At 73.4% G+C, this 26,471-nt stretch carries 24 protein-coding genes; 13 read left to right on the forward strand and 11 right to left on the reverse strand.

The features are described 5' to 3' along the window. Positions 1-27 precede the first annotated feature (27 nt). Together OG994_RS03580 and OG994_RS03585 are read left to right on the forward strand one after the other, a co-directional pair. A complete protein-coding gene (locus tag OG994_RS03580) occupies positions 28-588 on the forward strand; it encodes a TetR/AcrR family transcriptional regulator (RefSeq protein ID WP_240032748.1) in 561 nt (186 codons plus the stop codon). A gap of 82 nt (positions 589-670) precedes the next feature. Further along, positions 671-1,378, forward strand: a complete 708-nt coding sequence (locus OG994_RS03585; protein WP_120326615.1) for an HAD family hydrolase — start codon at positions 671-673, stop codon at positions 1,376-1,378. A gap of 462 nt (positions 1,379-1,840) precedes the next feature. On the opposite strand, the gene OG994_RS03590 is transcribed toward OG994_RS03585, so the two are convergent. The 6 genes from OG994_RS03590 to OG994_RS03615 form a co-directional block, all read right to left on the reverse strand. Next, positions 1,841-2,005, reverse strand: coding sequence for a hypothetical protein (locus OG994_RS03590; RefSeq protein WP_192902040.1), 165 nt, complete (start codon positions 2,003-2,005; stop codon positions 1,841-1,843). 62 nt (positions 2,006-2,067) lie between these two features. Then, positions 2,068-2,274, reverse strand: a complete 207-nt coding sequence (locus OG994_RS03595) for a helix-turn-helix domain-containing protein (protein WP_120326614.1) — start codon at positions 2,272-2,274, stop codon at positions 2,068-2,070. Beyond that, a complete protein-coding gene (locus OG994_RS03600; RefSeq protein WP_120326613.1) occupies positions 2,274-2,753 on the reverse strand; it encodes a DUF2975 domain-containing protein in 480 nt (159 codons plus the stop codon). Before OG994_RS03600 ends, OG994_RS03595 begins: the two co-directional genes overlap by 1 nt. A gap of 92 nt (positions 2,754-2,845) precedes the next feature. Beyond that, complete coding sequence (locus tag OG994_RS03605; protein ID WP_120326612.1) at positions 2,846-3,121, reverse strand: hypothetical protein; 276 nt, start codon at positions 3,119-3,121, stop codon at positions 2,846-2,848. 47 nt (positions 3,122-3,168) lie between these two features. After that, entirely contained in the window at positions 3,169-3,600 is a 432-nt protein-coding gene (locus OG994_RS03610; RefSeq protein ID WP_120326611.1) for a RusA family crossover junction endodeoxyribonuclease, read from the reverse strand. 186 nt (positions 3,601-3,786) lie between these two features. Beyond that, positions 3,787-4,491 carry a VOC family protein gene (locus tag OG994_RS03615; protein ID WP_328852171.1) on the reverse strand — a complete coding sequence of 235 codons (705 nt, stop codon included), beginning with the start codon at positions 4,489-4,491 and terminating at the stop codon, positions 3,787-3,789. A 284-nt stretch (positions 4,492-4,775) separates the two neighbouring features. Here OG994_RS03615 and OG994_RS03620 point away from each other — a divergent pair, with 284 nt between their 5' ends. From OG994_RS03620 to OG994_RS03635, 4 genes are read left to right on the forward strand one after another with little or no spacing between them, the layout of a single operon-like run. Beyond that, positions 4,776-6,062 carry an ABC transporter substrate-binding protein gene (locus OG994_RS03620; protein ID WP_328852172.1) on the forward strand — a complete coding sequence of 429 codons (1,287 nt, stop codon included), beginning with the start codon at positions 4,776-4,778 and terminating at the stop codon, positions 6,060-6,062. 43 nt (positions 6,063-6,105) lie between these two features. Continuing rightward, entirely contained in the window at positions 6,106-7,098 is a 993-nt protein-coding gene (locus tag OG994_RS03625; protein WP_328852173.1) for a carbohydrate ABC transporter permease, read from the forward strand. 1 nt (position 7,099) lies between these two features. Beyond that, positions 7,100-7,936: a carbohydrate ABC transporter permease gene (locus tag OG994_RS03630; RefSeq protein ID WP_120326607.1), complete on the forward strand. Its 837-nt coding sequence runs from the start codon at positions 7,100-7,102 to the stop codon at positions 7,934-7,936. A 9-nt stretch (positions 7,937-7,945) separates the two neighbouring features. Next, positions 7,946-9,151, forward strand: a complete 1,206-nt coding sequence (locus OG994_RS03635; protein ID WP_120326606.1) for an ABC transporter ATP-binding protein — start codon at positions 7,946-7,948, stop codon at positions 9,149-9,151. Between the two features lie 89 nt (positions 9,152-9,240). On the opposite strand, the gene OG994_RS03640 is transcribed toward OG994_RS03635, so the two are convergent. Then, positions 9,241-10,335, reverse strand: coding sequence for a winged helix DNA-binding domain-containing protein (locus tag OG994_RS03640; RefSeq protein ID WP_328852174.1), 1,095 nt, complete (start codon positions 10,333-10,335; stop codon positions 9,241-9,243). A gap of 192 nt (positions 10,336-10,527) precedes the next feature. On the opposite strand from OG994_RS03640, the gene OG994_RS03645 reads away from it, so the two are divergent. Beyond that, complete coding sequence (locus OG994_RS03645; RefSeq protein ID WP_120326604.1) at positions 10,528-10,911, forward strand: hypothetical protein; 384 nt, start codon at positions 10,528-10,530, stop codon at positions 10,909-10,911. 110 nt (positions 10,912-11,021) lie between these two features. Here the strand turns inward: OG994_RS03645 and OG994_RS03650 are convergent, their stop codons facing one another. Beyond that, a complete protein-coding gene (locus OG994_RS03650) occupies positions 11,022-11,510 on the reverse strand; it encodes a GNAT family N-acetyltransferase (RefSeq protein ID WP_120326603.1) in 489 nt (162 codons plus the stop codon). 120 nt (positions 11,511-11,630) lie between these two features. On the opposite strand from OG994_RS03650, the gene wrbA reads away from it, so the two are divergent. Then, entirely contained in the window at positions 11,631-12,248 is a 618-nt protein-coding gene (gene wrbA, locus OG994_RS03655) for an NAD(P)H:quinone oxidoreductase (RefSeq protein ID WP_120326602.1), read from the forward strand. Positions 12,249-12,327: 79 nt separating this feature from the next. On the opposite strand, the gene OG994_RS03660 is transcribed toward wrbA, so the two are convergent. Then, positions 12,328-14,253 (reverse strand): anthranilate synthase family protein, encoded by a 1,926-nt coding sequence (locus OG994_RS03660; protein ID WP_328852175.1) that lies wholly within the window; start codon positions 14,251-14,253, stop codon positions 12,328-12,330. 249 nt (positions 14,254-14,502) lie between these two features. On the opposite strand from OG994_RS03660, the gene OG994_RS03665 reads away from it, so the two are divergent. From OG994_RS03665 to OG994_RS03675, 3 genes are all read left to right on the forward strand, one after another. Continuing rightward, complete coding sequence (locus OG994_RS03665; RefSeq protein WP_120326600.1) at positions 14,503-15,915, forward strand: FGGY family carbohydrate kinase; 1,413 nt, start codon at positions 14,503-14,505, stop codon at positions 15,913-15,915. 95 nt (positions 15,916-16,010) lie between these two features. Then, complete coding sequence (locus OG994_RS03670; RefSeq protein ID WP_240032747.1) at positions 16,011-18,500, forward strand: sensor histidine kinase; 2,490 nt, start codon at positions 16,011-16,013, stop codon at positions 18,498-18,500. Continuing rightward, positions 18,497-18,919, forward strand: a complete 423-nt coding sequence (locus OG994_RS03675; protein ID WP_120326599.1) for a roadblock/LC7 domain-containing protein — start codon at positions 18,497-18,499, stop codon at positions 18,917-18,919. Before OG994_RS03670 ends, OG994_RS03675 begins: the two co-directional genes overlap by 4 nt. Before the next feature lie 203 nt (positions 18,920-19,122). On the opposite strand, the gene OG994_RS03680 is transcribed toward OG994_RS03675, so the two are convergent. Further along, on the reverse strand, positions 19,123-20,463 hold the full coding sequence (locus OG994_RS03680) for a GH1 family beta-glucosidase (protein ID WP_328852177.1): 1,341 nt from the start codon (positions 20,461-20,463) through the stop codon (positions 19,123-19,125). Positions 20,464-21,553: 1,090 nt separating this feature from the next. On the opposite strand from OG994_RS03680, the gene OG994_RS03685 reads away from it, so the two are divergent. Further along, positions 21,554-24,454, forward strand: a complete 2,901-nt coding sequence (locus OG994_RS03685) for a glycoside hydrolase family 48 protein (RefSeq protein WP_328852178.1) — start codon at positions 21,554-21,556, stop codon at positions 24,452-24,454. A gap of 277 nt (positions 24,455-24,731) precedes the next feature. Here the strand turns inward: OG994_RS03685 and OG994_RS03690 are convergent, their stop codons facing one another. Next, complete coding sequence (locus OG994_RS03690) at positions 24,732-25,358, reverse strand: DUF3159 domain-containing protein (RefSeq protein WP_240032765.1); 627 nt, start codon at positions 25,356-25,358, stop codon at positions 24,732-24,734. Between the two features lie 234 nt (positions 25,359-25,592). Here OG994_RS03690 and OG994_RS03695 point away from each other — a divergent pair, with 234 nt between their 5' ends. Beyond that, complete coding sequence (locus OG994_RS03695) at positions 25,593-26,468, forward strand: phosphatase PAP2 family protein (RefSeq protein ID WP_328852179.1); 876 nt, start codon at positions 25,593-25,595, stop codon at positions 26,466-26,468. Positions 26,469-26,471 lie beyond the last annotated feature (3 nt).

A 26,471-nucleotide genomic window follows, 5' to 3' on the forward strand; every position in this document is an offset into this window, starting at 1 on the left:
TCGTCATCGACGCCTATCGTCGGGCGGGTGTCGGGAACGCGTGACATGGGCGCTGAGCAGGGCGAACGCGACCACGTCGTCGCGGTCGCCCGCCGGCTCGCCGAGGCCGAGGGCTGGGCGGCGGTGAGCGTACGCCGGCTGGCCGCACGCGCCGGCCTGGCGCTCGCCGACCTCTACCGGCACTTCCCCGACCGCGAGGCGATCGTCGCGGCCGTCGCCGTCCGCGGTTTCGCCGACCTCGCCGAGGCGCTGGCCGCCGCCCGGGCCGGCGACGGCTGGCCGGCCGTGGTGACCGCCTACCTCGACTTCGCGTACGCCAACCCCGAGGTGTACGACGCCATGCTCACGCACACCCCCGACCTGACGCTCGGCGCCGTGGCGGTTCCGGCGTCCCCGCGTACCGCGTTCGCCGAACTGCGGGCGGCGCTCGCGCCGCTGGCCGCCGGGCGGGACCCGGACACCCTCGCCGAGGTCGGCTGGGGCGTGCTGCACGGCCTGGTGATGTTGACGCGCGGAGGGCGGCTGCGGCCGGGCGCGCAGGAGGAGCGGGAGGTGCTCGTCGCGCGGCGGTTGTTCGATGTCTCGTGAGGGGCCGCCGGACTTATCCGGTGGGCGTCGCCGGTCGCGTGAACTACAGTCCCGGCCCGGGACGGGAGCGGAGGGGGCACCGATGACGTGGAACGGGAACGGTCGCCGAGGGCACGTGCTCGTGTTCGACGCGGACGACACGCTGTGGGAGAACAACGTCGTCTTCGAGCGGGTGATCGACGACTTCCTGGCCTGGCTCGACCACCCCACCCTGGACCGGGCCGAGATCCGGGCCATCCTCGACGACATCGAGCGGGCCAACGCGGTGGCGCACGGCTACGGGAGCAAGGTGTTCCTGCGCAGCCTGGGGGAGTGCCTGGAACGGCTGCGCGAACGGCCGGCCACGGACGCCGAGCGGCGGGAGATCGACCGGCTGGCCGTGGCGCTGGTCGAGCACCGGGTCGAGCTGATGCCCGGGGTCGCCGAGGCGCTCGACGAGCTGGCCGGCCGGCACGAGCTGCTGCTGCTGACCAAGGGCGACCGGGAGGAGCAGCAGCGCAAGCTCGACGCGTCCGGGCTGCTGCACCACTTCCAGGCCGCCCACATCGTGCGGGAGAAGGACGTCGACACGTACCGGTGGCTCGCCCGCGAGCACGGCTTCGACCCGGCGGCGGCGTGGATGATCGGCAACTCGCCGCGGTCCGACATCCTGCCGGCCCGGGCCGCCGGGATGAACGCCGTCTTCATCCCGAACGAGAACACCTGGGTGCTGGAGGACGAGGAACTGGATCCGACCGACCACGGCGTCCTGCGGCTGGCCGCGTTCCCGGACCTGCTGCGGCACTTCTGACCTGCGGCGAGAAGGCCGCCTCGAACCGTAACAGCGACGATGGGAGCTGTTGCGTTACGTCGACTTGCCGCTTTTCGACCTTGACATCAATCACGCCGCGAAGAGCGCCGACGCGCCTTGTCCGGTCTCTCGGAACGCGCCTAACCTGAGCCGGCGCTCACGGCTCTTCGGGGTGAGACGGGAGCGCACGATGTCCGGTCGTGGGCACGTGGAGCTGAGTGCAGGCGGGCCGGCTCGCCGTGGTGGGTCCGGCGTGGACGACGTGCCACGTTCACGCCGTGTCAGCACGGTGATGTCCGCTACCACGCCGGACGGTGGGGTCAGGGCCGGGGAGTTGCGGACCCGGCCCTGACCCGCGCGCTGTGGCCGCCCCGCTGCCGAGCTCGGCGGCCCGGGACTCCACCAGGACACCGCCACGGGTGCGCCGCACGGGCGGCGGCGCGGCCCGGGTGGGCGGCCTCGTCACCTGCTGCGCCGGACGATCCGCACCCCGATCGCCACGGCCCCGATGACGAGCAGGCCGCCCAGCAGTTGGAGGCCCGGCGAGTCGTCGGCCTCCCCGTGCACGATGCCGGCCACGCCGAGCGCGACGACGAGAACGGCGGCGATGGCGAGGACGTACTTCATGTCGTCTCCTTTTCCTCGGCCGGACGGGCGCCGCGTCGGCGCGCCGGCCCGTCCGGGCGGGTTCAGTCGTCGACCCACTCGAGCAGGTCGCCGGGTTGGCAGTCGAGCACCCGGCACATGGCCTCGAGGGTGCTGAAGCGCACGGCCTTGGCGCGGCCGTTCTTGAGCACCGCGACGTTGGCCGGTGTGATGCCCACGCGCTCGGCGAACTCCGCGACGCTCATCTTGCGTTTGGCCAGCTCGACGTCGATGCGCACGACGATGGGCATCAGATCACCGCTTCCATGTCGGTGCGCAGGGTGGTGGCCTGCCGCAGCAGGGCGCGCATCACCACCATCAGCAGCCCGAGCACGGCGACGCCGACGACCAGCAGGAACAGCAACAGGGGCAGCCCGGGGTCGTCGGCCCGGAATCCGACGTAGAGGAACACGCCCACGAGGACCACCCAGGCGGCGGCGATGGCCCACACGATCGCGTCGACCCAGGCCAGGGCACCCTGGCTGAAGATGCGGTCGTGCTTGACCATGGTGAGCAGCTTCCAGGTGGCGACGATCACCACCTGGACGCAGATCACCCAGAACACCGTCACCGCCGTGGCCGGCCACCTCAGGTAGGCCAGATCCGGGGACTCCTTGGCCATGTGCGCGAACTGTCCGGGCAGCGACATGGTCTCGAACACGACCAGGATCCCGAACAGCAGCACGAGGAACACACGAAGAGGCGCTACCGCGCGATGCTCTGCAAGCATGTATCGACTATCACTCGGAACCTATCGAAAGTCAATAGGTTCGAGCTCGCAGCGCGCCCGTCGCCGGCGACCGGCGGTGGAGGTCGGCGGTGTCAGACGGCGGTGCCGCGGACGATCGCCACGGCGACCCGGCAGAACTCGTCCATGTCCGGGTTGAAACCGGCCGCGATGTCGGGGTGCAGGCCCGCCCGGGTCTCGTCGAGCAGCCGTTGGCAGACCTGCTCGACGGGTTCGCCCGCGTAGCCGGCGCGGACCCGTTCGGTGGCGGCCTGGAGCGCCGAGGTCAGCTGGTCCTCGAGCGGGCCGCGCAGCTTCCGCTGCACCGGATCGAGCCCGCGCGGGTCGAGCGTGACATGTGGCTCCGACATCGGCGCTCCCTTCGTCGGCGTCCGCGGTACCCGACCGCGGTCGTCGGTCAAACCACCTGTGGTACGGCCGCCACCCGCACCTGGTACGAGAAGTCCTCGGCCGGCTCCTCCACGTACGACAGGCGGCGGATCTGCCGGTCGTCGTCGTAGAGGGCGACGTCCACGAGGACGCCGAGGTGCGCCAGCCCGATGTTGGCCACCCGCTTCTTCTCCTGGAGCACCGCGCACACCCCGCCGAGCAGCGTGCTCGCGTCGGAGGTGCGGTGCCCCGGCGGGCAGCGCAGCACGAGGCCCACCTCGATCGGGCCGGTGAGCGGGGTCCAGCCCGTACGCTGGGCCGCCGCGCAGGCCGCCTCGAGCAGGGCGCGGACCCTCGTCGCCTGCCGGTGCCCGGCGGCGAAGATGGACAGCGCCTCGGTCTTCACCGGTGGCAGGCCGCTCACCTCGAACGTCAGGGTGAGAGCGCGGGTGTCCCGCACGACGGCACCTCCTCGTTGCGGACGATCCTGCCCAACCGGTCGACCGGTGGTGGGCGTTCCCGCGAGAACCAACCGATCGGGCAAGGTGGGGTCGGCCGGAGGCGTATCGACGTCGGCGGCGTACGCGCTGGCGGTGGAGCTACCGAGACGCTAATGCACGACGCCGGACCTGGGTAGCGTCGCCGCTCACTGCGTGGGACGCGCCGGGAAGGCGCAGAACTCGTTGCCCTCCGGGTCGGCGAGGATCCACCAGTCGATGTCGTCGTCCGGCTCGCGCAGCAGGGTGGCGCCGGCCGCGACCAGGGCGGTCGGATCGGGGCCGGCGAGGTCGACGTCCCAGTGCATCCGGTTCTTGACCGTCTTGCGCTCCGGCACCGGGTTGAAGATCCAGTACTCCCACGGGAACCCTCCGGCGCCGCGCAGGCTGACGTGTCCCTCCTCGCCGGGCTCCAGCGTGCCGCCCACCACCCCGGCCCACCAGGTGGCCTGCGCGGCCGGGTCGGCGGAGTCGACGATGAGCGCGATGGGGCCGGGTCGCGACCCCTCCCGGGCGGGGAACGCGCAGAACAGGTTCCCCTCCGGGTCGGCCAGCACCCACCAGCTGATCTCGGCGTCCGGCTCCCGGACCAGCCGCGCCCCGGCCGCCACCAGCGGCGCCGGGTCCTCCCCGGGCAGCCGCAGGTCCAGGTGGACGCGGGTCTTGACCGTACGCGGCTCGGGCACCGTGTTCACCCAGATCGACTCGGCCTTCGTGCGCCCGGCGGGCGGGTCGATGCGGGTGTCGCCGTCGCCCAGGTCGACCAGCGTTCCGTCGAGGATGCCGGCCCAGAAGGCGCCGAGCCGGTGGGCGTCGGACGCGTCGAGACAGAGGTCCTTGAAGCGTGCGCTCATGCGGACATCATGCCGGCGACCCCCGGCCACGCGGCTCGCCTCTGCCCACGTGTCGCGCCGGAGCTGGCCCGCGCCGCACGGGCCCGCCGGGTGACCCGGGACACACAGGCCACTGTTGATCGCGTCTCAGGCGCGGCCAGGTTTCGCGGCTTCGCAGGTCGGGCAGTGTTGGGGCCACGAAACGTCCGGAGCCGATCACTCGCTGGTCAGGGCCCCTGGCCGTCTCGCCGTGCGCCGGGGCACGGTGACCTTCCCCGGTACGGGCCGAGCAGAGGGGAGGGGTGATGAACGACCCTGACGAGGCCGTACGTCGACGCCGACCACGGGTGCGCGTGGGGGCGGCGGCCGCCGCGGTGGTGCTGGCGGCGTCCGTGGCGGGCTGCGGTGCCGGCGGGGACGGCGGCACGCCGACGATCAACCTGTACTACCCGCCGGAGCAGAACCTCCAGAAGGTGGTCGACACCTGCAACACGCAGGCGGCCGGGCGTTACCGCATCGTCTACCGGGTGCTGCCGCGGCAGGCCGACGACCAGCGGGTGCAGATGGTCCGCCGGCTCGCCGCCGAGGACAGCGGCATGGACGTGCTCGGCCTCGACGTGACCTGGACGCAGGAGTTCGCGAGCGCCGACTGGATCCTCGAGTGGACCGGGCAGGACAAGGCCGAGGTGGAACAGGGGACGCTCGCCGGCCCGCTGGAGACCGCCCGCTACGACGGCAAGCTCTACGGCGCGCCGAAGAACACGAACGTCCAACTGCTCTGGTACCGCAAGGACCTGGTGCCGGAGCCGCCGAAGACGTGGGACCAGATGATCTCCATGGCGCAGGACCTGAAGCGGCAGGGCAAGCCGTACCAGGTGCTCACCATGGGCGCCCAGTACGAGGGGCTGGTCGTCCTCTACAACACCCTGGCGGAGAGCGCCGGCGGCCGGATCCTCAGCGACGACGGCGGCAAGGCGGTCATGGACGAGGGCACCGTGCGGGCGCTGGAGCAGCTGCGGAACCTCGCCACCTCCGGCGTGACGTCGCCGTCGTTCAGCAACGCGACCGAGGACCCGGTCCGGCTGGAGTTCCAGGCCGGCGGCGGCGCGTTCCAGGTGAACTGGCCCTTCGTCTATCCGGCCATGCAGGAGGCGAACCCGGACCTGGCCAAGCAGGTCGCCTGGGCGCGGGTGCCCGGCATCGACGAGGACACCCCGAGCAAGGTCACCATCGGCGGGGTGAACCTCGCCGTCAGCGCGTACTCGAAGCACCCCGAGCTGTCCTTCGAGGCGGCCAAGTGCCTGCGCGACGAGGAGAACCAGAAGTTCTCCGCGATCAACGACGGCGTGCCGCCGACGATCGAGAAGGTCTACGACGACCCGGAGATGGACGAGGCGTACCCGATGAAGGAGACCATCCTCGCCGAGCTCAAGGAGCCGGCGGTGCGCCCGCTGACCCCGGCGTACCAGTCGATCTCCACCGTGATGTCCGCGGTCCTGTCGCCGCCCTCGCAGATCCGGCCGGAGCAGACCGCCGACGAACTGCGCGGGGCGATCGCCGACGCGCTCGAGTCGAAGGGGGTGCTGCCGTGAGAGAGCGATCCGAGCGGCTCACCGGCCGGAGGGAGGCGGCGTCATGAGTGTCAACGCCACCCCGACCGGGGCGGACGTCGCCGCCCAGGCGGAACGCGCCGGCGGACGCCACGCCGCGGTGCCGACGCAGCGCGCCGGCCGGCGCCGGCCGCCGCTGAGCGAGAACAAGAAGGCCGAGCGCCGGCTCGGCTGGCTGCTCTGTGCGCCCGCCGCGCTGGTCATGCTCGCGGTCACCGCGTACCCGATCATCTACTCGGTCTGGCTGTCGTTGCAGCGCTTCGACCTGCGCTTCCCCGACGAGCGCGAGTTCGTCGGGCTGGAGAACTACGTCACCGTGCTGACCAACGAGTTCTGGTGGACGGCCTTCGGGGTGACGGCCCTCATCACGGTGGTCACGGTCGCCGTCGAACTGGTGCTCGGCATGGGCCTGGCGCTCGTCATGCACCGCACGCTGGTCGGCCGGGGGATCGTGCGGACGGCCGCACTGATCCCGTACGGGATCGTGACGGTGGTGGCCGCGTTCTCCTGGCGGTACGCGTGGACGCCCGGCACCGGGTACCTGGCCAACCTGTTCAGCGACGGCGCCCCGCTCACCGAGCGGGCCAGTTCCCTGGCGATCATCATGCTCGCCGAGATATGGAAGACCACCCCGTTCATGGCGCTGCTGCTGATGGCCGGGCTGGCGCTGGTGCCCGAGGACCTCCTGAAGGCGGCCAGCACCGACGGCGCGACGGCGTGGCAGCGGTTCACCAGGGTGATGCTGCCGGTGATGAAGCCGGCCATCCTGGTCGCGCTGCTGTTCCGCACGCTCGACGCGTTCCGGGTCTTCGACAACATCTTCGTGCTCACCGCCGGCGGCAACGAGACCTCGTCGGTGTCGATGCTGGCCTACAACAACCTGATCCGGGGCCTCAACCTCGGCATCGGGTCGACGATGTCCGTGCTGATCTTCATCACCGTGGCGATCATCGCGTTCATCTTCGTGAAGCTCTTCGGCACCGCTGCCCCCGGCAGCTCGGACGACGAGAGGCGTTGAGATGGCTACCGAAACCACCACGCGGGCGAAGCTGCGGTGGGGTCTGCTGGACGCCGTCGTGGTCGTGTTCGCGCTGATCCCGGTGCTCTGGATCGCGTCGCTGTCGTTCAAGACCCCGGCCACGCTCACCGACGGACGGTTCATCCCCCGGGAGTGGACGCTGGACAACTACCGGACGATCTTCGACACCGACCAGTTCGTCCGGGCCCTGGTGAACTCGATCGGCATCGCCCTGATCGCCACGGCGGTCGCCGTGGTGCTCGGCGCCATGGCCGCGTACGCGATCGCCCGGCTGGACTTCCCCGGCAAGCGGCTGCTCGTCGGGGTCTCCCTGCTGATCGCGATGTTCCCGCAGGTGTCGCTCGTGTCCCCGCTGTTCGAGATCGAACGGCAGCTCCACCTGTTCGACACCTGGCCGGGGCTGATCCTGCCGTACATCACGTTCGCCCTGCCGCTGGCGATCTACACGCTGTCGGCGTTCTTCAAGCAGATCCCCTGGGATCTGGAGAAGGCGGCCAAGATGGACGGCGCCACCCAGGGCCAGGCGTTCCGCCGGGTGATCGCGCCGCTCGCGGCGCCCGGCCTGTTCACCACGGCGATCCTGGTCTTCATCTTCTGCTGGAACGACTTCCTCTTCGCCATCACGCTCACCTCGACCGAACGGGCCCGTACGGTGCCGGTGGCGTTGTCGTTCTTCACCGGTGAGTCGCAGTTCGAGGACCCGACCGGGGCCATCTGCGCCGCCGCCGTGGTGATCACCATTCCGATCATCCTCTTCGTGCTCTTCTTCCAGCGCCGCATCGTCTCCGGCCTGACCTCCGGCGCGGTCAAGGGATAGGTGGTAACAGTGGCTGACATCGTGCTCGACAAGGTGAGCAAGCGGTTCCCCGACGGAACCGTCGCGGTGCGGGACGTCGACCTGGAGATCGCCGACGGCGAGTTCGTGATCCTGGTCGGCCCCTCGGGCTGCGGCAAGTCCACCACCCTCAACATGATCGCCGGTCTGGAGGACATCAGCTCCGGTGAGCTGCGCATCGGCGGCGAGCGGGTCAACGACAAGGCGCCCCGGGACCGCGACATCGCCATGGTGTTCCAGTCGTACGCGCTCTACCCGAACATGAGCGTGCGGGAGAACATGGCGTTCCCGCTGAAGTTGCAGAAGCTGGACCGGGAGACGATCAACCAGAAGGTCGAGGAGGCGGCGAAGGTCCTCGAACTGACCCCGCTGCTGGACCGCAAGCCGGCCAACCTCTCCGGTGGGCAGCGGCAGCGCGTGGCGATGGGGCGGGCCATCGTCCGGCAGCCCAAGGCATTCCTCATGGACGAGCCGCTGTCCAACCTCGACGCGAAGCTGCGGGTGCAGATGCGCACGGTCGTGTCCCGGCTGCAGAAGCAGCTCGGCACCACCACCGTCTACGTCACCCACGACCAGACGGAGGCCATGACCCTCGGCGACCGGGTCGTGATCATGCGCGGCGGCGAGGTGCAGCAGGTCGGCCCGCCGCAGGAGCTGTACGACCACCCGCGCAACCTGTTCGTGGCCGGGTTCATCGGCTCGCCGTCGATGAACTTCCTGCACGCCGCCGTGCAGGACGGGACGCTGCGCACCGCCCTGGGCGACGTGCCCGTCGGGGACCGGATCCGGCGCGAGCTGGAGTCCGCCGACGCGCCCCGCGAACTCATCCTCGGCATCCGTCCCGAGCACTTCGAGGACGCGGAGCTGGTCGACGAGGAGACCCGCCGGCGCGGGATGGAGTTCGAGGCGCCCGTCGAGATCGTCGAGTCGATGGGCTCGGACAAGTACGTCTACTTCACGGTCGAGGGGGAGCGGGCCAGCGCCGCCGAGCTGGAGGAGCTGGCGGCCGACGCGGGGGCCGACTTCACCGGCGGTGGGGCCAACCTCGTCACCCGGCTGTCGGCCGAGTCGCCGGTGACCGAGGGCGGGACCCGTCGCGTGTGGTTCAACCTGGAGAAGATCCACCTGTTCGACCCCACCAACGGCCGGAACCTGACCCTGCACGAGGGCCGGGCCGCCGGGGCGCTCGCCGACTGACGCGTACGGCGACGGGGCCGCGCGGGGTCGCCCCGCCGGTCCCGTCGCGGCGCGTCGGCGATGACCACCCCGACCCGCCCCACGGGCGCTCAGGCCGGCCAGTCGACCCGCAACGGCAGGCCGAGGAAGCCGGCGTAGCGGTCGAGGGCCTTCTCCACGCGGGGGCGGTCTAGTGCGGCCAGCGGACGGACGACGACCTTCACCTCGCGCCGGCCGACGGCGCGTTTCCAGGTGCCCACCACCCGGCCCGCCTGCACCACCGTGGGCTGGAAGACCCCGTTGTTGCCCGGGATGATCGCGTCGCGGTGGGCCGCGTCGAGCATCAGCGAGCGGTCCTTGTAGCCGAGCAGGTACTCGTCGAAGCCGGGCAGCACGAGCAGGTCGTCGACCGGCGCCCGGGGCGCGTCCAGCAGCGCGGCGTCGACCAGCATCGCCTCCCCGTCGACCTCGACGGTCGCGAGCGCGTCACCCGCGGCGGCCACGCCCCGGCGCGCGTCGGTCAGGGTCAGCCCCGTCCAGCCGGCGAACTCGCGGGCGGTCACCGGGCCGTGGGAGCGGACGTAGCGGAGCGCGAGGGTGGCGAGCGCCTCGTCGCGGTCGAGCCGGCGCGGCGCCGGCACCCACTCGTCGAGCAGCACGAAGGTCTGCTCGGTGCCGACGTTCGGCGCGAGGCAGGTCACGCCGAGGACGCTCGCGTACCACAGCAGGTGGTAACCGCGCTGGCCGTCGGTGCCGATACCGGCGTCGTTGAGCGCCGCCAGGCACCGCGCCCGGGTGAGCCGCCCGCCGCCGGACAGCGCCGCGCCCAGCACCTCCACGGCCCGGTCCGCGTCCGCGGCGGAGAGGCCCAGCGCGGCCCGGCGGGTCGCCGCGCTCGCCAGCGACCGGACGCCGGTGAGCTCCAGCATCCAGCGGGCGTCGCGGGGCGGGACGAGGTGGACCGTGCCCCGCATCGGCCAGGTGCGCAGCGCCTCCCGCCGCTCCAGGGCGGCCTGCACGTCCGCCTGGGTGAGGGCGGGCAGCCGGGCGCCGAGCGACCAGAGGCCGCTGGCCAGGTCCTGCGCCTGCATGGCGCCGAACCACTCGACCACCTCGGCCACCGTCCCCGGGACCACGGCCGGGTGCGGACGCAGCAGCAGGCTCGTCATCCGCAGGGCGAGCGCCTCGCTCCCGGTCAGTCGCATGGAACTCCCTTCGCCGGATCCGGGCGTTCAGCCTAGGCCCGCCCCACGACAGATCCGGGGCGGCGGGAGCCGCCTCGACGCGGGCGGGACGCCCCGGGCGCGGACGGGGCGAGCGGTGGGAAGGCATAACAGTCGCGGCAGCGGGGATGCGACGCGCCAAGTGCGCGCGCCGCGCGTACGGAAGGGAGAGTCATGACTGCGTCCAGCGAACCGATGCGGGGCGCCGGCGCACCGGCGCGTCGGGACCGGGGCACCGCGGCCAAGACCAGCGCTGCCGCGACCTTCAGCCTGGTGTTCGGCGTCTCCGCCATGGTGTGCGTCCTGACCGCCATCCTCTCGTGGGCCGGGATCATCCTCGGCATCATCGGGATCATCCTCGGCGTCGTCGGGCTCCGGATGGCCGCGCGACCCGGTGTGACCGGACGCGGGGTCACCATCGGTGGTCTCGTGCTCAGCATCATCGCCCTGATACTCGGGCTCGTGTTCATCGCCGGCGTCACCACGGTCCTCAACAACGAGGGCGCGGTGAACCGGCTCCAGGATCAGGTCGACGACCTGCGGAGCCGGATCAGCTGACCGGGACGGGGACCTCCCGGACGGGCACGGGCCGCCGCCCGTGCTCCCTGATCGCGCCACGTCGGCTCGTGCCGACGCGGCGCGATCCCCCGTGTGGGGCCACCGCGGTGTCAGAGCCGGCGGTACATGACGAGCAGGTCGACGTAGCCCCGCGTCGGGTGGTGGAAGCCGTCCGGGATCCGCCCGACGACCTCGAAGCCCAGCGAGCGCCACAGCGCCACCGCCCTGGTGTTCGTCGCCACCACGGCGTTGAACTGCATCGCCCGGTAGCCGTCGGCGCGGGCCCGCTCCAGCACGTGCTCGGCGAGTGCCCGCCCGACGCCCCGGCCGCCGGCCTCCGGCGCCACCATGAAGCTCGCGTTGGCGACGTGCCCACCCGGCCCGAGCTGGTTGGGCACGAGCTTCGCCGAGCCGAGGACCGCGCCGTCGGGCGTGACGGCCACGACGGTGCGCCCGGGTGGCGGCACGAGCCACAGCCGCCGCGCGGTGTCCTCCTCGACGTCCCGCGGCCAGGTGTACGTGTCCCCGGCGGCGACGATCCGGCGCAGGAAGGGCCAGATCCGCGGCCAGTCGTCGGTGGTGGCGGGTCGGATCAGCATGCCTCCAGCATCGCGGCGCCGCGGCGCCCGCCGTCGGCGGGGTCGCCCGGACGGAGCGTTTGCCGGGGGAGTGCGGGGGTAGTCGCCGGAGCCGACACACGTGCGGAAGGGGACGTTCCGATGGCTGACCGGGTCAAGGTCGCGGTGATCTACTACAGCGCCACCGGCATCACGTACCAGATGGCGCAGGCGGCGTGCGAGGCGGCCGGCGACGCCGGGGCCGAGGTACGCCTGCGCAAGGTGCGCGAGCTGGCGCCGGACGAGGCGATCCGCTCGAACTCCGGCTGGGAGGCGCACCGCCTGGAGACCCAGGACGTCCCCGAGGCGCAGCTGGACGACCTCTCCTGGGCCGACGTGGTGATCTTCGGGACGCCCACCCGGTACGGCGTGATGGCCGCCCAGCTCAAGCAGTTCATCGACACCACCGGCCCACTCTGGTCGCAGGGCGTGCTGGTCAACAAGGTCTACTCCGCGTTCTGCACGACCGGCACGGCCCACGGTGGCCAGGAGGCCACGCTGCTCTCGCTGTTCAACGTCTTCTACCACTGGGGCGGCATCGTCGTGACCCCCGGTTACACCGACACCAGCCAGTTCATCGCGGGCAACCCGTACGGCGCGTCGCACACCAGCAACAACGGCGAGATCGCACCGGACGACATCGCGTTGACGGCCACCGCACTGACCGCCCGGCGGGCCGTGCAGATCGGCGCCGCCGTGAAGAAGGGGCTCGCCGGCTGAGCGGACGGCCGGTGGCCGGGCGGTGGCTCTCGGCCGCCCGACCACCGGTGCCCACGGCAGTACCCGCGTTGCCGGCCCGCTACGCGGCCCCCGCCGCGGAGTGTCCCGTGCCGCTGGCCGCCGGACGACCGGGCAGCAGCGGCGGCAGCAACTCGGCCAGCACGGCCATCCCGTCCGGGCTCAGCACCGACTCCGGGTGGAACTGCACGCCGGCGAAGGACCGCCCGCGCAGCGCGTGCACCGCGCCGTCCGCGCCGTCGCGGGCCAGCTCGACCCGGCCGTACGCGGTGTCCAGCCCGTCGGTGTCGGCCCGGGCGGTGAACGTGGCGTAGAAGCCCACCCGCCGGCGCGTGCCGAAGATGTCGACCTCCCGCTGGAGCCCCTGGTAGGGGGCGTCGCGCCGGTGCGGCGGCAACCCGAGCAGCCCGGCCAGCAACTGGTGTCCCAGGCAGACCGCGAGGGTCGGGCGACCGGCGTCCAGCAGCCCGGTGAGCAGGCCGCGCAGGGCGCGCATCTTCGGGTCGGTCGCACTGCCCGGGTCACCGGGCCCGGGGCCGACCACCACGAGGTCGTACGCGTCGACCGGACCCGGCGCGTGCCACGGCCGAACGGTCACCGCGAGGCCGAGCGCGCGCAACTGGTGGGCCAGCATGCCGGTGAAGGTGTCCTCGCCGTCGACGATCAGCGCCGTGCGGCCGGCCAGCCCGGGCAGCCCGGGGGCGTCCGGCGCCCGCTGGTCCAGCCAGAACCGGGCCAGGGGCGCGTTGCGGGCGGCCAGCGCGGCGCGTACCTCCGGATCGTCGGCCAGGCGCGGCGCACCCTCCCGGCCCGCGTCCGCCTCCGGCCCGAGGCCCAGCGCGGCCAGCACCCCGGCGGCCTTGGCGTGCGTCTCCGCCACCTCTCCGGCCGCCGTCGAGTGCCGCACGAGCGTGGCGCCGACCGACACCCGCAGGGCGCCGGCCGGGGAGATCTCCGCGGTGCGGATCAGGATCGGCGCGTCGAGGGTCTGCCGGCCGGCGTCGTCGTGACCGAGCAGCGCCAGCACCCCGGAGTAGTAGCGCCGGCCGGTGTGCTCGTGCCGGGCGATCACGCGGCAGGCGTTCTCCATGGGGCTGCCGGTGACCGTGGGGGCGAACATCGTCTCCCGCAGCACCTCCCGGACGTCCCGGGTGCTGCGCCCGGCGAGCAGGTACTCGGTGTGCGCGAGGTGGGACATCTCCTTCAGGTACGGCCCGACGACCTGCCCGCCGTGTTCGGCCACCGAGGCCATCATCTTCAGTTCCTCGTCGAGCACCATGTACAGCTCCTCGACCTCCTTCGGGTCGGCGAGGAACCGCAGCAGTGCGGCCCGGTCGACCGCCGCACCGGGGTGGCGGAACGTGCCGCTGATCGGGTTCATCATCACGAGGCCGTCGTCGACGCTCACGTGCCGCTCCGGGCTCGCGCCCACGAGGATCCGGGTGCCGGTGTGCACGACGAACGTCCAGTACGCGCCCCGCTCGGCGAGCAGCAGCCGGCGCAGCGCCGCGAGCGCGGCCACCAGGGGCGGACCCTGCACGGTCGCCGTCAGTGTGCGGTGGATGACGAAGTTCGCGCCCTCGCCCCGCCCGATCTCCTCGGCCAGCACCCGACCCACCGTGGCCGCGTACTCCTCGTCGCCGACGTCGAACGCCGCGCCGGTGGCGCGTACCGGGCCCTCGGGCAGGGCGGCCAGCGCCTCGGCCAGGCCGACCCGCTCGTGCCGGCCCACCAGCAGGCACTCCAACGGCGCGCCGTCGTCGACGCAGGCGAAGCCCCGCTCGGTGATCTGCCGGTACGGCACGAGCGCCAGCGTCCGTGGGCCGGGAGCACCGGCGGGCAGTGGGATGTCGGCGAGCCGGTCGACCGTGCGGACGGAACCGGTGAAGAGGTCCAACCCGTCGGCCTCGGCGCGGCGGACCAGCGCGAACGGGCCGGGGTCGACGCCGGCGTCGACGGCGGCGAGCAGGTCGTGCAGGTGGGTCATCGGGTTCTCCTGGGGCCGGGTGCCGCCGACGGGGCGGCCCGGGGCCGGGAGGACCGGCGACCGCCTCGACGGGCGGCCGCGTGGGAAGCTACGCGCGGGAGATGGCCGCCGGGTCGGCGGGCCACCAGCAGGTCAGACGCGCGAGCATGGGCCCACCCTACGCGGTGCCGGACCCCGGCGGAAGCCGATCTCGCGTACGCCCTGCGACCGGCGCTCGACCGGCACCCGTAGCGGGTACCTTGACCGGCGATGAACATTCTCGCGCTCGACCTGGGCACCTCGTCGGTACGCGGGCTGGTGCTCGACGAGGAGACCCAGCCGGTGCCGGGCGCCCTGGCGCGGCGGAAGGTCAGCCTGGCCATCGGCGACGACGGCACCGGCACGCTCGACGGGCCCTCGTACCTCGCGTGCCTGGTCGAGTGCCTGGACGAACTCTCCGACGCCGGTCACCTGCGCGACGTCGAGCTGGTCGCGGTCTCCGGGCAGTGGCACTCGGTGATCCCGCTCGCCCGGGGCGGCGAACCGCTCGGGCCGGCGGTCACCTGGCTGGACACCCGGCCGACACCCCCGGCCTCGTCGCGGGGGCCCGTCGACGCGGACGACTACCACCAGCGCACCGGCACCTGGTGGCACCGGGGCTACTGGTCGGTGCGGCTGCCCTGGCTGCGGGAACGGGCGGGCAGCCGGGTCGCCCGCTTCACGGGCCTCGTCGAGTACCTGCTCGGTGAGCTGCTCGACGAGGCGCCGATGTCGATCTCCCAGGCCTCCGGGACCGGCCTGCTCGACCTGCGGACGCTCACCTGGGACGCCGAGGCGCTGTCGCTGGCCGGCGCCCGGGTCGACCAGTTGCCCGGGCTCGCGCCGATGGGCTGGCACGGGCGGCTGCGGCCGGAGCACGCGAAGCGGTGGGCCGCGCTGGCCGGCGTGCCGTGGTCGGCGCCGGTGGGTGACGGCGCGGCGTCGAACGTCGGCTCGGGGTGCGTCGACCCGAGCCGGGCCGCCGTGACGGTCGGCACCTCCGCGGCCGTACGGCTGCTCCAGCGGGTGCCCGCCGGGCAGGAGCTGCCCCGCCTGCCGGAGCGGCTGTGGCGCTACCGGGTCGACCACGACCACGTGGTGACCGGCGCCGCGTACTCCTCCGGGGGCAACCTGTTCGCCTGGGCCAACCGCGAGCTGAGGCTGCCGGTCGGCGCCGAGCTGGACGCGGCGCTCGCGCTGGTGCCCCCCGGTGGCGGCCGGCCGGCCGACGTCCGCTTCGGCGGGGACCGCCCGCCCGGCCTCGCCCCGGCCGGCTCGGGTGAGCTGCGCGGGTTGAGCTTCGGGACCACGGCCGTCGACATCCTCGCGGGGCTCATGCAGGGCCTGTGCGAGATGGTCGCGGAGGACCTCGGCGTGCTGGAGTCCACGGTCGACCGGCAGGTGTCCGTGGTGCTCGGCGGGGGAGCGATGGCCGCCTCGGTGTGGTGGCGGCAGGCGTTCGCCGCGGCGCTCGCGCCGCGGGACGTGTCGCACCAACGCAACCCGGAGATCGGGGCGACGGGCGCGGCGTTGGTCGCGTTGGGACGGTTCGAGGAGGCCGCCGGGTTGGCCGACATCGGCCGGACGGATGAGTTGATCTCACCGACCACGGCAGGTCCGTCTCGCCCGCAGGATCGATCCTGACCGCCCGGCGTTCGGGCCGTTGACACCACTCCCGGGCCTGGTTGGATGGACTGCGCTCCCCGGTCGCGGCGGACGCGCGGGGAGGAGGAGGCAGCGTGGGCGCAGGTGCGGACCCGACGCGCGGCGCGGTGTCCAGCCACCGCCGGCGTCGCTTCGACGTCCGGGTCGTGCCGCACCGGCGCCGCTCCCCGCTCCGGCCGCGCGACTGGCGCATGCGGACGAAGCTCGCCACGGTGCTCGTCGTCCCGTCGGTGGCGTTCCTCGTCCTGGCCGGCGTGCAGACCCGCTCCCTCGTCGGGCAGACCACGGTGCTCAGCGACTTCGCCGAGCAGGTCGGCATCGGCCGGCAGATCACGGCGGCCGTGCACCGCATCCAGCAGGAGCGGGACCGGTCGGCCGGCGAGCTGGCCGAACTGCGCCGGGCCGCGGGCGCGGCCGACCGGGACGCCGCGATCACGGCGCTGGAGCCGTTGCAGGCCGCCACCGACCAGGCCGTCGCCGACCTGCGCCGCGCGGCGCAGCCGCTGGCCGACGCGGACGCGTCCTGGCGGGTCGCGTACTCCGAGGTGCTGGAGGCGTACGACCAGATCGTCTACATCAGACCGGCCGTGCCGCCCGCGGTGTTGAGCAGCGACACCATCCTGGGCACCTACCACCGGGCCGTCGGCGCCCTGCTCGACCTGCTCGCCGAACCCACCCCCGGCCAGGACCGCCCGGCCCTCAGCGACGCGGTGCTGCGCTACGTGCAGCTGGCCCGGGTCAAGGAGCTGACCTCGCGCATCCGCGCCGAGCTGTACGCCGCCGCCCGCGCCGGCCGGTACGGGCCGGAGGACCAGATCGTCCTCTCCGACCTGCGGGCCCAGCAGCTCACCGCCCTCGGCGCGTTCCGGGTGGCCGCCACCACCGACCAGATCCGCCGGTACGACGAGATGTCGGTCGACGCGGCGTTCACGGCCGCCGCCCGGCTCGAGGAGCAGAGCCTCCCCACGGGCGGGGCGGCGCCCGCGGTGCTGCCCGCCGCGCAGTGGTGGGCCGCCAGCGAGGAACGGCAGGAGCTGCTGCGGCAGGCCGAGGCGGGTGTGCTGGACGACGCGGTCCGGCAGGCCGACGGCGCCGCCGCCGGCCAGCTGCGCACCACCCTGCTGGTGGTCGGCGGGATCGTGGCGGTGCTGCTGGTCGCCGTGCTCATCTCCCTCCTCGTCGGCCGGTCCGTCGCCCGGTCCATCCGGGTGCTGCGCGGCCAGGCGCTGCGGATCGCGCAGGTCGAGCTGCCCGACGCGCTGGACCGGCTGCGCACGGTCACCGGCGGCGTGCCGCACATCGAGGTCGCGCCCGCCGTCGTCCGGTCGCTCGACGAGATCGGGGAACTCGCGGAGGCCTTCGTGGCCGTGCACCGCAGCGCCGTGAGCGTGGCCGTCGAGCAGGCCATGATGCGGCGCAACGTCAACGCCATGTTCGTGAACCTCGCCCGGCGCAGCCAGGTGCTGGTGGAACGGCAGCTGGAGCTGCTCGACGAGCTGGAACGCGAGGAGGGCGATCCGATCCAGCTCGAGAACCTGTTCAAGCTGGACCACCTGGCCGCCCGGATGCGCCGCAACGACGAGAGCCTGCTGGTGCTCGCCGGCACCGAGTCCACCCGGCGGTGGCCCCGGCCGGTCGGGCTGGGCGCCGTCCTGCTCGCCGCCGCCGCCGAGATCGAGCAGTACCAGCGGGTCCGCCACGAGTCGGTGGCCGAGCTGCACGTCGTGGGGCACGCGGTGGGGGAGCTGGTGCACCTCCTCGCCGAGCTGCTGGAGAACGCCACCGCGTTCTCCCGGCCGGACACCACCGTCTCCGTCACCGCCCGGGCCGAGGGGGCCGGCGCGGTCGTCGAGATCACCGACCGGGGCCTGGGCATGAGCCCCGGTGCTCTCGCCGAGGCGAACGGCGTGCTCGCCACGCCGCCGGCCGCCGACGTGGCGACGGTCGAGCGGATGGGTCTGTTCGTGGTCAGCCACCTGGCGTCCCGGCTCGGCGTCCGCGTACGGCTGCACGGCGGGCAGGACGGCCTGGTCGCGGTGATCCGGCTGCCGGGCGCGCTGCTCGCGCCGGCGCCGACCGGGCAGATCGAGCCGGCCGCGACGGCACGGATGCTCACCGCCGGGATCGCCGGGACGGCCGGCGCGGTCGACCGGCCCGTGGCGGGACGCCGTCCCGCCGGGGTCCCCCGGCAGACCCGCCGGACGCCGGTACGCGCCGAGGACGTCCTCGCCCCGGCCGCCGCCCCGTCCGGAGGCGGCTGGTGGTCGCGGCACGGATCACCGGCGCCGGCCGTCACCGGCCCGGTCGTCCCGCCGCCGACGCCGGTGACCGGGGGCGTCAACGCCCGGGGCCTGCCGGTGCGCGTACCGATGGCCCAGCTCGCCGCGGTCACCGGGTCGGCGCCGCACCCACCGGCCCCGGCGGCGTACGAGCCGGACCCGGAGGCCGTCGGCGGAATGCTCTCCCGCCTCTACAACGGAGTACGGCGGGCCGAGGCGGAGGACACCACCGAGATACCCGTGCCGCCCACCGGCGGCGCCGGGGAGGGAGGACGACGACAGTGACGACGTTGAGTCAGGAGGCGCGGGACCTGAGCTGGCTCGTCAGCGCCTTCGCCCAGCGGGTGCCCGGGGTCGCCCACGCGGCGGTGGTCTCCTCGGACGGTCTGCTCGTGGCGGTCTCCGACCACCTGCCCCGCGACCACGCCGACAAGCTGGCCGCGGTGACTTCGGGGCTGATGAGCATCACCTCGGGCGCCGCCCAGATGTTCGACGGGGACGTGGTCAAGCAGACGGTGGTCGAGATGGGCCGCGGCTACTTCCTGGTGATGCAGGTCCGCGACGGGTCGATCCTCGCCACCCTCGCGGCGGCCGACGCCGACATCGGCGTCGTGGGCTACGAGATGGCCCGGCTGGCCAAGCAGGCGGGGGAGATGCTCACGCCGGCGCTCCGCGCCGAGTTGCAGCAGGCGCTGCCCCGCTGACCAGCCCCGGCCGGCCCGGGCCCCGGGCCGGCGTCGTGGCCGGCCCGGAGCGGGGTGCGGCGTTCGCGGCCGGTCCGGGATGCGGGCGACGTTCGTGGCCGGCCCGGAGCGGCGTGCGGCGTTCGCGGCCGCGGCGGGCCGGCGTCACCTGGCCGGCCCCGAGGCGGGATGCGACGCGGGCCCGCCCTGACCGGGCTCGCGGGTCAGAAGCCGTTGTCGGCGATGACCGTGCGGTACCAGTGCGCGCTGCGCTTCAGGACGCGGCGCTGGGTGGCGTAGTCCACGTAGACGAGGCCCCACCGCTGGTCGTACCCCTCGGCCCACTCGAAGTTGTCCAGCAGCGACCAGACGTGGAAGCTCTCCAGGGGCACCCCGGCCGCCAGCGCCCGGTGGGCGGCGGCCAGGTGGTCGCGGAGGAACGCGATGCGGCCGGCGTCGTCCACGGTGCCGTGCGCGTCCAGGGTGTCCGGGGTGGGCAGGCCGTTCTCCGTGACGGTGATCGGGATCGGCCCGTAGTCGCGGGTGACCCGGGTGAGGATGTCGTACAGGCCCTCCGGGTAGATCTGCTGCCACTCCGCCTCGGAGGTCGGCCACCGCCGCACCGTGTCGCCGGCGGCCGTCACGTAGATCGGCGTGTAGTACTGCACGGCCAGCAGGTCGACCGGGGAGGAGATGATCTCCAGGTCGCCGTCCGCGATGCCGCGCACCATCCGGCTGTCCGGCCCGAGGTCCGCCAGGACGTCGTCGGGGTAGCGGCCGGTGAGGACGGGGTCGAGGTAGAGGCGGTTCTCGTAGCCGTCGTAGAGGCGGGTGGCCGCCGTCGCCTCCGGTGAGTCGTCGGCCGGGTAGCAGGGGTGCAGGTTGAAGGCCGGCCCGATCCGTCCCGTGCCGTTGGCGCGCAGCGCCCGTACCGCCAGGCCGTGGGCGAGCTGGAGGTGGTGGGCCACGAGGTAGGCGGCGTCGGGGTCCTGCCGGCCGGGCGCGTGGTGGCCGGAGAGGTAGCCGTTCTGCACCACCGTCTTCGGCTCGTTGATGGTGAGCCAGACGGGAACGCGGTCGCCGAGGGCGCGGAACACCGCCTCGGCGTAGTCGGCGAAGCGGTACGCCGTGTCGCGTGCCTCCCAGCCGCCGGCGTCCTGCAGCGCCTGGGGCAGGTCCCAGTGGAACAGGGTGGCCATCGGGGCGATGCCCCGCTCGTGCAGGCCGTCGACGAGCCGCCGGTAGAAGTCCAGGCCGCGCTGGTTGGGCGTACCGGTGCCGTCGGGCTGGATCCGGGGCCAGGCGATGGAGAACCGGTAGCTGCGCAGGCCGAGGTCGCGCATGAGGTCCAGGTCCTCGCGGTACCGGTGGTAGTGGTCGGCGGCGACCTCACCGGTGTCGCCGTTGCGGATACGCCCCGGCGTCCGGCTGAACGTGTCCCAGACCGACTCGCCCCGGCCGTCCTCCTTGACCGCCCCCTCGATCTGGTACGCCGAGGTGGCCGCGCCCCAGCCGAAGTCGGGTGGGAAGCGCAGCGGCGGGCGCTGCGGAGTGGACATCGACATCGGTTCTCCTCGTGGACGCGAAGCTCCCGCCGATGACGGGAGCGCTCCCAAGCATAGGGCAGCCCGTCGAGCCGCCCGCACCGTGCCGGCGGGAGCCGGCACCGCGCGCGCGACGGCGCCCGCCCGACACGCGGTGATCATGACGTTAGCGGGGACGAAGGGGACAGAAGGGCCCGGTAACCTCATGATCACCGGGCCGAGGCGGGCCGAGGCGGGCCGAGGCGGGCCAAGGTCGGCCGAGGTCGGCCGAGGTCGGCCGAGCGGGGTGAGCGGGGCGAGCTGGGCCGGGGCCGACCGGGCCGGGTCGGGCGAGGCCGGCGGGCCTGGCTGGGCCGGGGCCTGGCCGGGCCGGGGCCTGGCAGGAGCTGGCCCGGGACAGCGGCCGGGCCGGCCGGGGGCGGGGTGGTCGGGGCCGGCCGGGCGGCGTTCGCGCCTGTCCCGTCGGCCTCTTTTCCCATCGTGTGACGGGGTTTAGTGTGGGGACGGGGGAGGGCAACCCCCGTCCCCACCGTTGCTGCACACGCACGGGCGGAATGGGCGTCCTGCCGTGCGTGTCACGCGGGAGCCGGGCCACGCGAGTGGCTTTCGGATCCACCTCCCTCCGTTGTGGCGGGCGAGGCTGGCGGCGGCGTCCGGGCTGGCGCACCGTCAGCCTTCGGGCTGGTCCCCGGCCGTCGGGTCAGGACGGTCCGGCGATCTTGTTTTTGCACCGCTGTCGATGGAAGCGCTCCCATCGACGATGCTTGCGACTGTAACGCCCGTCACCCGTTTGCAAAAGACCCGGAACGAGATCGAAACATCCCGATCGCATGCTTGTTGTGGGAGCGCTTCCATGACAGACTGTCGTCCCAGCGCGAACGAGGAGCCAGCTCGCGCGCACGCGGGTCGCCGAAGGGCAGCCGGCACGACCGGCTCGGTCGAACGCACGCACCCGGAGGGCGCCCGCAGGGCAGGTCCCTCCGCAACCCCGGCCCGGGCCCGGGGCGACCACCCACTCCCGGGCGCCGTGGAACGCCGCACGCCACCACCCACCGCGGCACGGCGCCTCGCCGGGGCGAACGCCCCGGCCTGGTCCGAGGAGACACCGCGCATGAGACACCCGGCACAACGCCGCCGGCTCGCGATGATCGTCGCCGCCGTGCTGGCCGTGGGCGGGGCCACCGTGCCCGCCGGCGCCGCCCAGGCCGCGCCCGCCTGCGACGTGGTCTACGCGACCAACGACTGGAACACCGGCTTCACCGCCAACGTGACCATCCGCAACCTCGGCGACCCGATCAACGGTTGGACGCTGCGGTTCGCCTTCCCGGGCGACCAGCGGGTCACCCAGGGCTGGTCGGCGCGGTGGAGCCAGAGCGGCAACCAGGTCACCGCCACCAACGAGGCCTGGAACGGCAGCCTCGGCACCGGGGCGAGCACGACCATCGGCTTCAACGGCTCCCACACCGGCAGCAACCCCGCGCCGACCTCGTTCTCGGTCAACGGCGTGACCTGCGGCGGGGCCGCGCAGCAGCCGCCGACGGTCGCGCTGGACGTGCCGGCCGGGCCGTTCGAGGCCCCCGCCGACGTGCCGCTCACCGCGACGGCCAGCGACCCGGACGGCACCATCAGCAAGGTCGAGTTCTACCGCAACGGCCTGCTCGTCAACACCGACACCACGGCGCCGTACGCCTACACGCTGGAGGATCTGCCGGCCGGCTCGTACACCGTGCAGGCCAAGGCGTACGACAACGCCAACCTCACGGCCACCGCCGAGCGCTCCTTCACGGTGACCCCGGCGACCGGGCCGGTCCTGGTCGCCACGCCGTCCGCGGTCAGCGTCTCCGAGGGCGGCAGCGCCACGGTCAACCTGAAGCTCAGCGCCGCGCCGAGCGGCAACGTGCCGGTCACCCTGACCCGGTCGGGGGACACCGACATCACCGTCTCGCCGGGCACCGTGACGCTGACCCCCACCAACTGGAACACCGGCGTCACGGTGACCGTCGCCGCGGCCGAGGACGCCGACACCGTCGGCGGGACGGCCACCATCACGGCGTCCGCCACCGGGTACGCCCCGCTCGCGATCACGGCGACCGAGGTCGACAACGACAGCCCGGGCGGCGACAACGCGTACGTGAAGCGGTTCCTCGACCAGTACGGCAAGATCAAGAATTCGGGTTACTTCAGCCCCGAGGGCGTGCCGTACCACTCGATCGAGACGCTCATCGTCGAGGCGCCCGACCACGGGCACGAGACGACCTCCGAGGCGTTCAGCTTCTGGCTGTGGCTGGAGGCCCAGTACGGGCGGGTGACCCAGAACTGGGCGCCGTTCAACAACGCCTGGACGGTCATGGAGAAGTACATCATCCCGTCGCACGCCGACCAGCCCACGGCCGGCGCGCCCGGCACGCCGCAGTACGCCGCCGAGCACGACCAGCCGAACCAGTACCCGTCCCGGCTGGAGCCGTCGGTGCCCGTGGGTCAGGACCCGCTGCGCGCCGAGCTGCAGTCCACCTACGGCACCGGCGACATCTACGGCATGCACTGGCTGCTCGACGTGGACAACGTGTACGGCTACGGCCGGTGCGGCGACGGCACCAGCCGGCCGGCGTACATCAACACCTTCCAGCGCGGCACCCAGGAGTCGGTGTGGGAGACGGTGCCCCAGCCGTCCTGCGACACCTTCGCCCACGGTGGACGGTACGGCTACCTGGACCTGTTCGTCTCCGAGTCGAACGCCCCGGCCAAGCAGTGGAAGTACACCAACGCGCCGGACGCCGACGCCCGGGCCGTGCAGGCCGCGTACTGGGCGCTGACCTGGGCCAAGGCGCAGGGCCGGCAGGCCGACGTGGCGGCCACCGTCGCCAAGGCCGCCCGGATGGGCGACTACCTGCGGTACGCGATGTTCGACAAGTACTTCAAGAAGATCGGCAACTGCGTGGGGGCCAGCACCTGCCCGGCGGGCACCGGCCGGGACTCCGCGCACTACCTGCTGTCCTGGTACTACGCCTGGGGTGGCGCCTACGACACCAGCCAGAACTGGTCCTGGCGGATCGGTTCCAGCCACAACCACTTCGGCTACCAGAACCCGTTCGCGGCCTGGGCGCTCACCAACACTCCCGAACTGCGGCCGCAGTCGCCGACGGCGGTGTCCGACTGGACGAAGAGCCTCGAACGGCAGCTCGAGTTCTACACCTGGTTGCAGTCGGCCGAGGGCGGCATCGCCGGCGGGGCCACCAACAGCTGGGGCGGCCACTACGGCCAGCCGCCGGCCGGCACGTCCACGTTCTACGGCATGTACTACGACGTCGACCCGGTCTACAACGACCCGCCGTCCAACCAGTGGTTCGGCATGCAGGCCTGGTCGATGCAGCGGGTCGCCGAGCTGTACCTGCAGACCGGCAACGCCCGCGCCAAGGCGCTGCTGGACAAGTGGGTGCCGTGGGCCATCGCCAACACCACGCTCGGCACGAACTGGTCGATCCCGTCGGACCTGCGCTGGACCGGCCAGCCGGCCATCTGGAACCCGACCAGCCCCCAGCCGAACACCAACCTGCACGTCGAGGTGATCAGCACCGGCCGCGACGTCGGCATCGCCGCGGCGTACGCGCGGACCCTCATCGCGTACGCGGCCAAGTCCGGCAACGCGGCGGCGAAGGACACCGCCAAGGGGCTGCTCGACGCGCTGCACGCCGCCAGCGACGCCAAGGGCGTGGCGACGCCGGAGAAGCGGGGCGACTACCGGCGCTTCGACGACGTCTACGACGCCGCCACCGGGCAGGGTCTGTACGTCCCGCCGGGCTGGACCGGGACGATGCCCAACGGTGACGCCATCGCGGCGGGCAAGAGCTTCGTCGACATCCGCTCGTTCTACAAGCGCGACCCGGACTGGCCGAAGGTGCAGGCGTACCTCGACGGCGGACCGGAGCCGGAGTTCACGTACCACCGGTTCTGGGCGCAGGCGGACGTGGCGATGGCGTACGCCGACTACGGCAACCTCTTCCCCAACGGCTGACCCTGTCCCCGGGGTGGGCGCCGCGCCCACCCCGGAGTCGCCGGGCCCGGAGGGCACGCCGGGCCGGGCGACGGACGGCCCGGCACCCCACGGCCGGGCCGGGGTGGGCCGGCCATCCGGCCGACGCGGCGGATCGGCCGGCCCATCCACTCCGCGGGGGCGGATCCGGCGTGAAAACGGGCTGAAAAAAGGGCCGTCGCGGGATCACGTGGCGGGCTGGGACGGAGTAACGTACCTGACCGAGAGAGGCCGCTCCCCCCGTGGTGGCCTCTCTCCTTTATGTCGGCCCCGGCTGCGGGGCCACCGGCGCGACCGGGTGCCGCAGCCCCGGGTGACCGGCCGGCAGCGACCGGCGCACCACGACCCAGCTCACCGCCAGCGCGGCGGCCACCAACGGCCAGGTCAGCGCCACCCGGGCCACCACCAGCGCGACCACCTGACCGCCGAGGTAGAGGGGCACGAACACCGCCAGACGCAGCACGTACGTGGCCGTCCAGATCCAGCTGCCCCGCCCGTACGCCCGCAGCAGCGCCGGATCCCGCCGCCACCGGCCCCGTTGCCCGAGCGCCGCGCCGACCACGACCCCGAGCAGCGGCCAACGCAGCACCACGCTGACCGCCCAGGCGAGCGCGCTCGCCGCGTTGGACAGCAGTTGGAGTAGGAAGAAGTCGGTGGCCCGGCCGGTGCGCAGCGCGATCAGCGCGGCCACGCAGACCGCCAGCAGACCGATCAGCACCGAGCGCGGCCGGTCGCCCCGGCGCAGGCGCCACAGCGCCACCCCGCTGGCGGTCACCACGGCGGCGAGGACCCCGGCCCAGAGCGACTCGTCGCCGAGCAGCCAGCCGGCGGCGAACGCCACCGGCGGCAGGGTGGCGTCGATCGCGCCGCGCCGGCCGCCGAGCAGGTCGGCGAGCGACTCCGCCGGGGGCGCGGCCGGTCCGGCCGCGTCGGCCCGCCGGTCGTCCCCGGCGGGAGCCGCCGAGGTACGCGCGTCGTGCTCCGGTGTGCCAGTCACCGTCCCTCCTCACGTCCGTCCCAACCTATCCGTCCCCGGGCCCGCGGACCCGCCCCCGGGCGGGTCCGCGGGCCCGGGGAGGCCTCCCGCCGGTCGCCGCGGACCGCTCGCTAACGTGGGCGCGTGCGCGCGACGGCGAGGGGTTGGACGGTGGTCTGGCTGGTCGTGTTCACGCTCGTCCAGGTGGCCGCGTTCGTCGTCCTGTGGCGGGTGGCGGTCCACACCGGGCTCGGCCAGTGGATCGACACGGTGGCGTTGACGGGCAACCGGATCGGGCGGGACCGGATCGACGAGCCGGTCGACCGCATCCTCAACGCCATGTCGGTGGTCTCCCTGCTCGCCGCCACCGCCGTGATCGGCTTCATCGCGCTCATGCGCGGGCGGATCGCCCTGGCGATCACCGCGACGCTGCTCATCGCCGGCGCCAACGTGAGCACCCAGCTGCTCAAGCACGGCCTGTCCCGTCCCGACCTCGGCATCGACCTGACGCGCGTCTACGCCGGCAACAGCCTGCCGAGCGGCCACGCCACGGTGGCGGCGTCGGTGGCCGTGGCGCTCGTGCTCGTGCTGCCGGCGAAGGTGCGCGCGTTCGGCGCGTTCCTGGGCGCCGGCTACGCGGCCGTCGCCGGTGTGGCCACCCTGTCCGCCGGCTGGCACCGGCCCAGCGACGCGGCGGCGGCCTTCCTCGTGGTGGGGATCTGGGCGGCGCTGGCCGGGATGGTGCTGCTGCTCAGCCAGCGGGAGCGGGCGCGCGCCTCCGACGCCCACCGGGTCGCCGCCACGGTCCTCGGCGTCGCCGGCCTGATCGGCCTGGCGATCTGCGGGCTCGCGCTGGGCTGGTTGGTCGACCTGCGCGGCGTCGACCCGGAGGAGCTGGGACGCCGGGCGCTGTTCGTCGGCTACGCGGGCAGCGCCGCGGGCATCGCCGGCACGATGGCCGTGGTCATGGCGCTGGTCCTCGCCGTGGTGCACCGGCTCGTGCCCCGGCACCCGGGCTGACCG

The organism is Micromonospora globbae (assembly GCF_036184225.1).
Lineage (GTDB): Bacteria > Actinomycetota > Actinomycetes > Mycobacteriales > Micromonosporaceae > Micromonospora > Micromonospora globbae.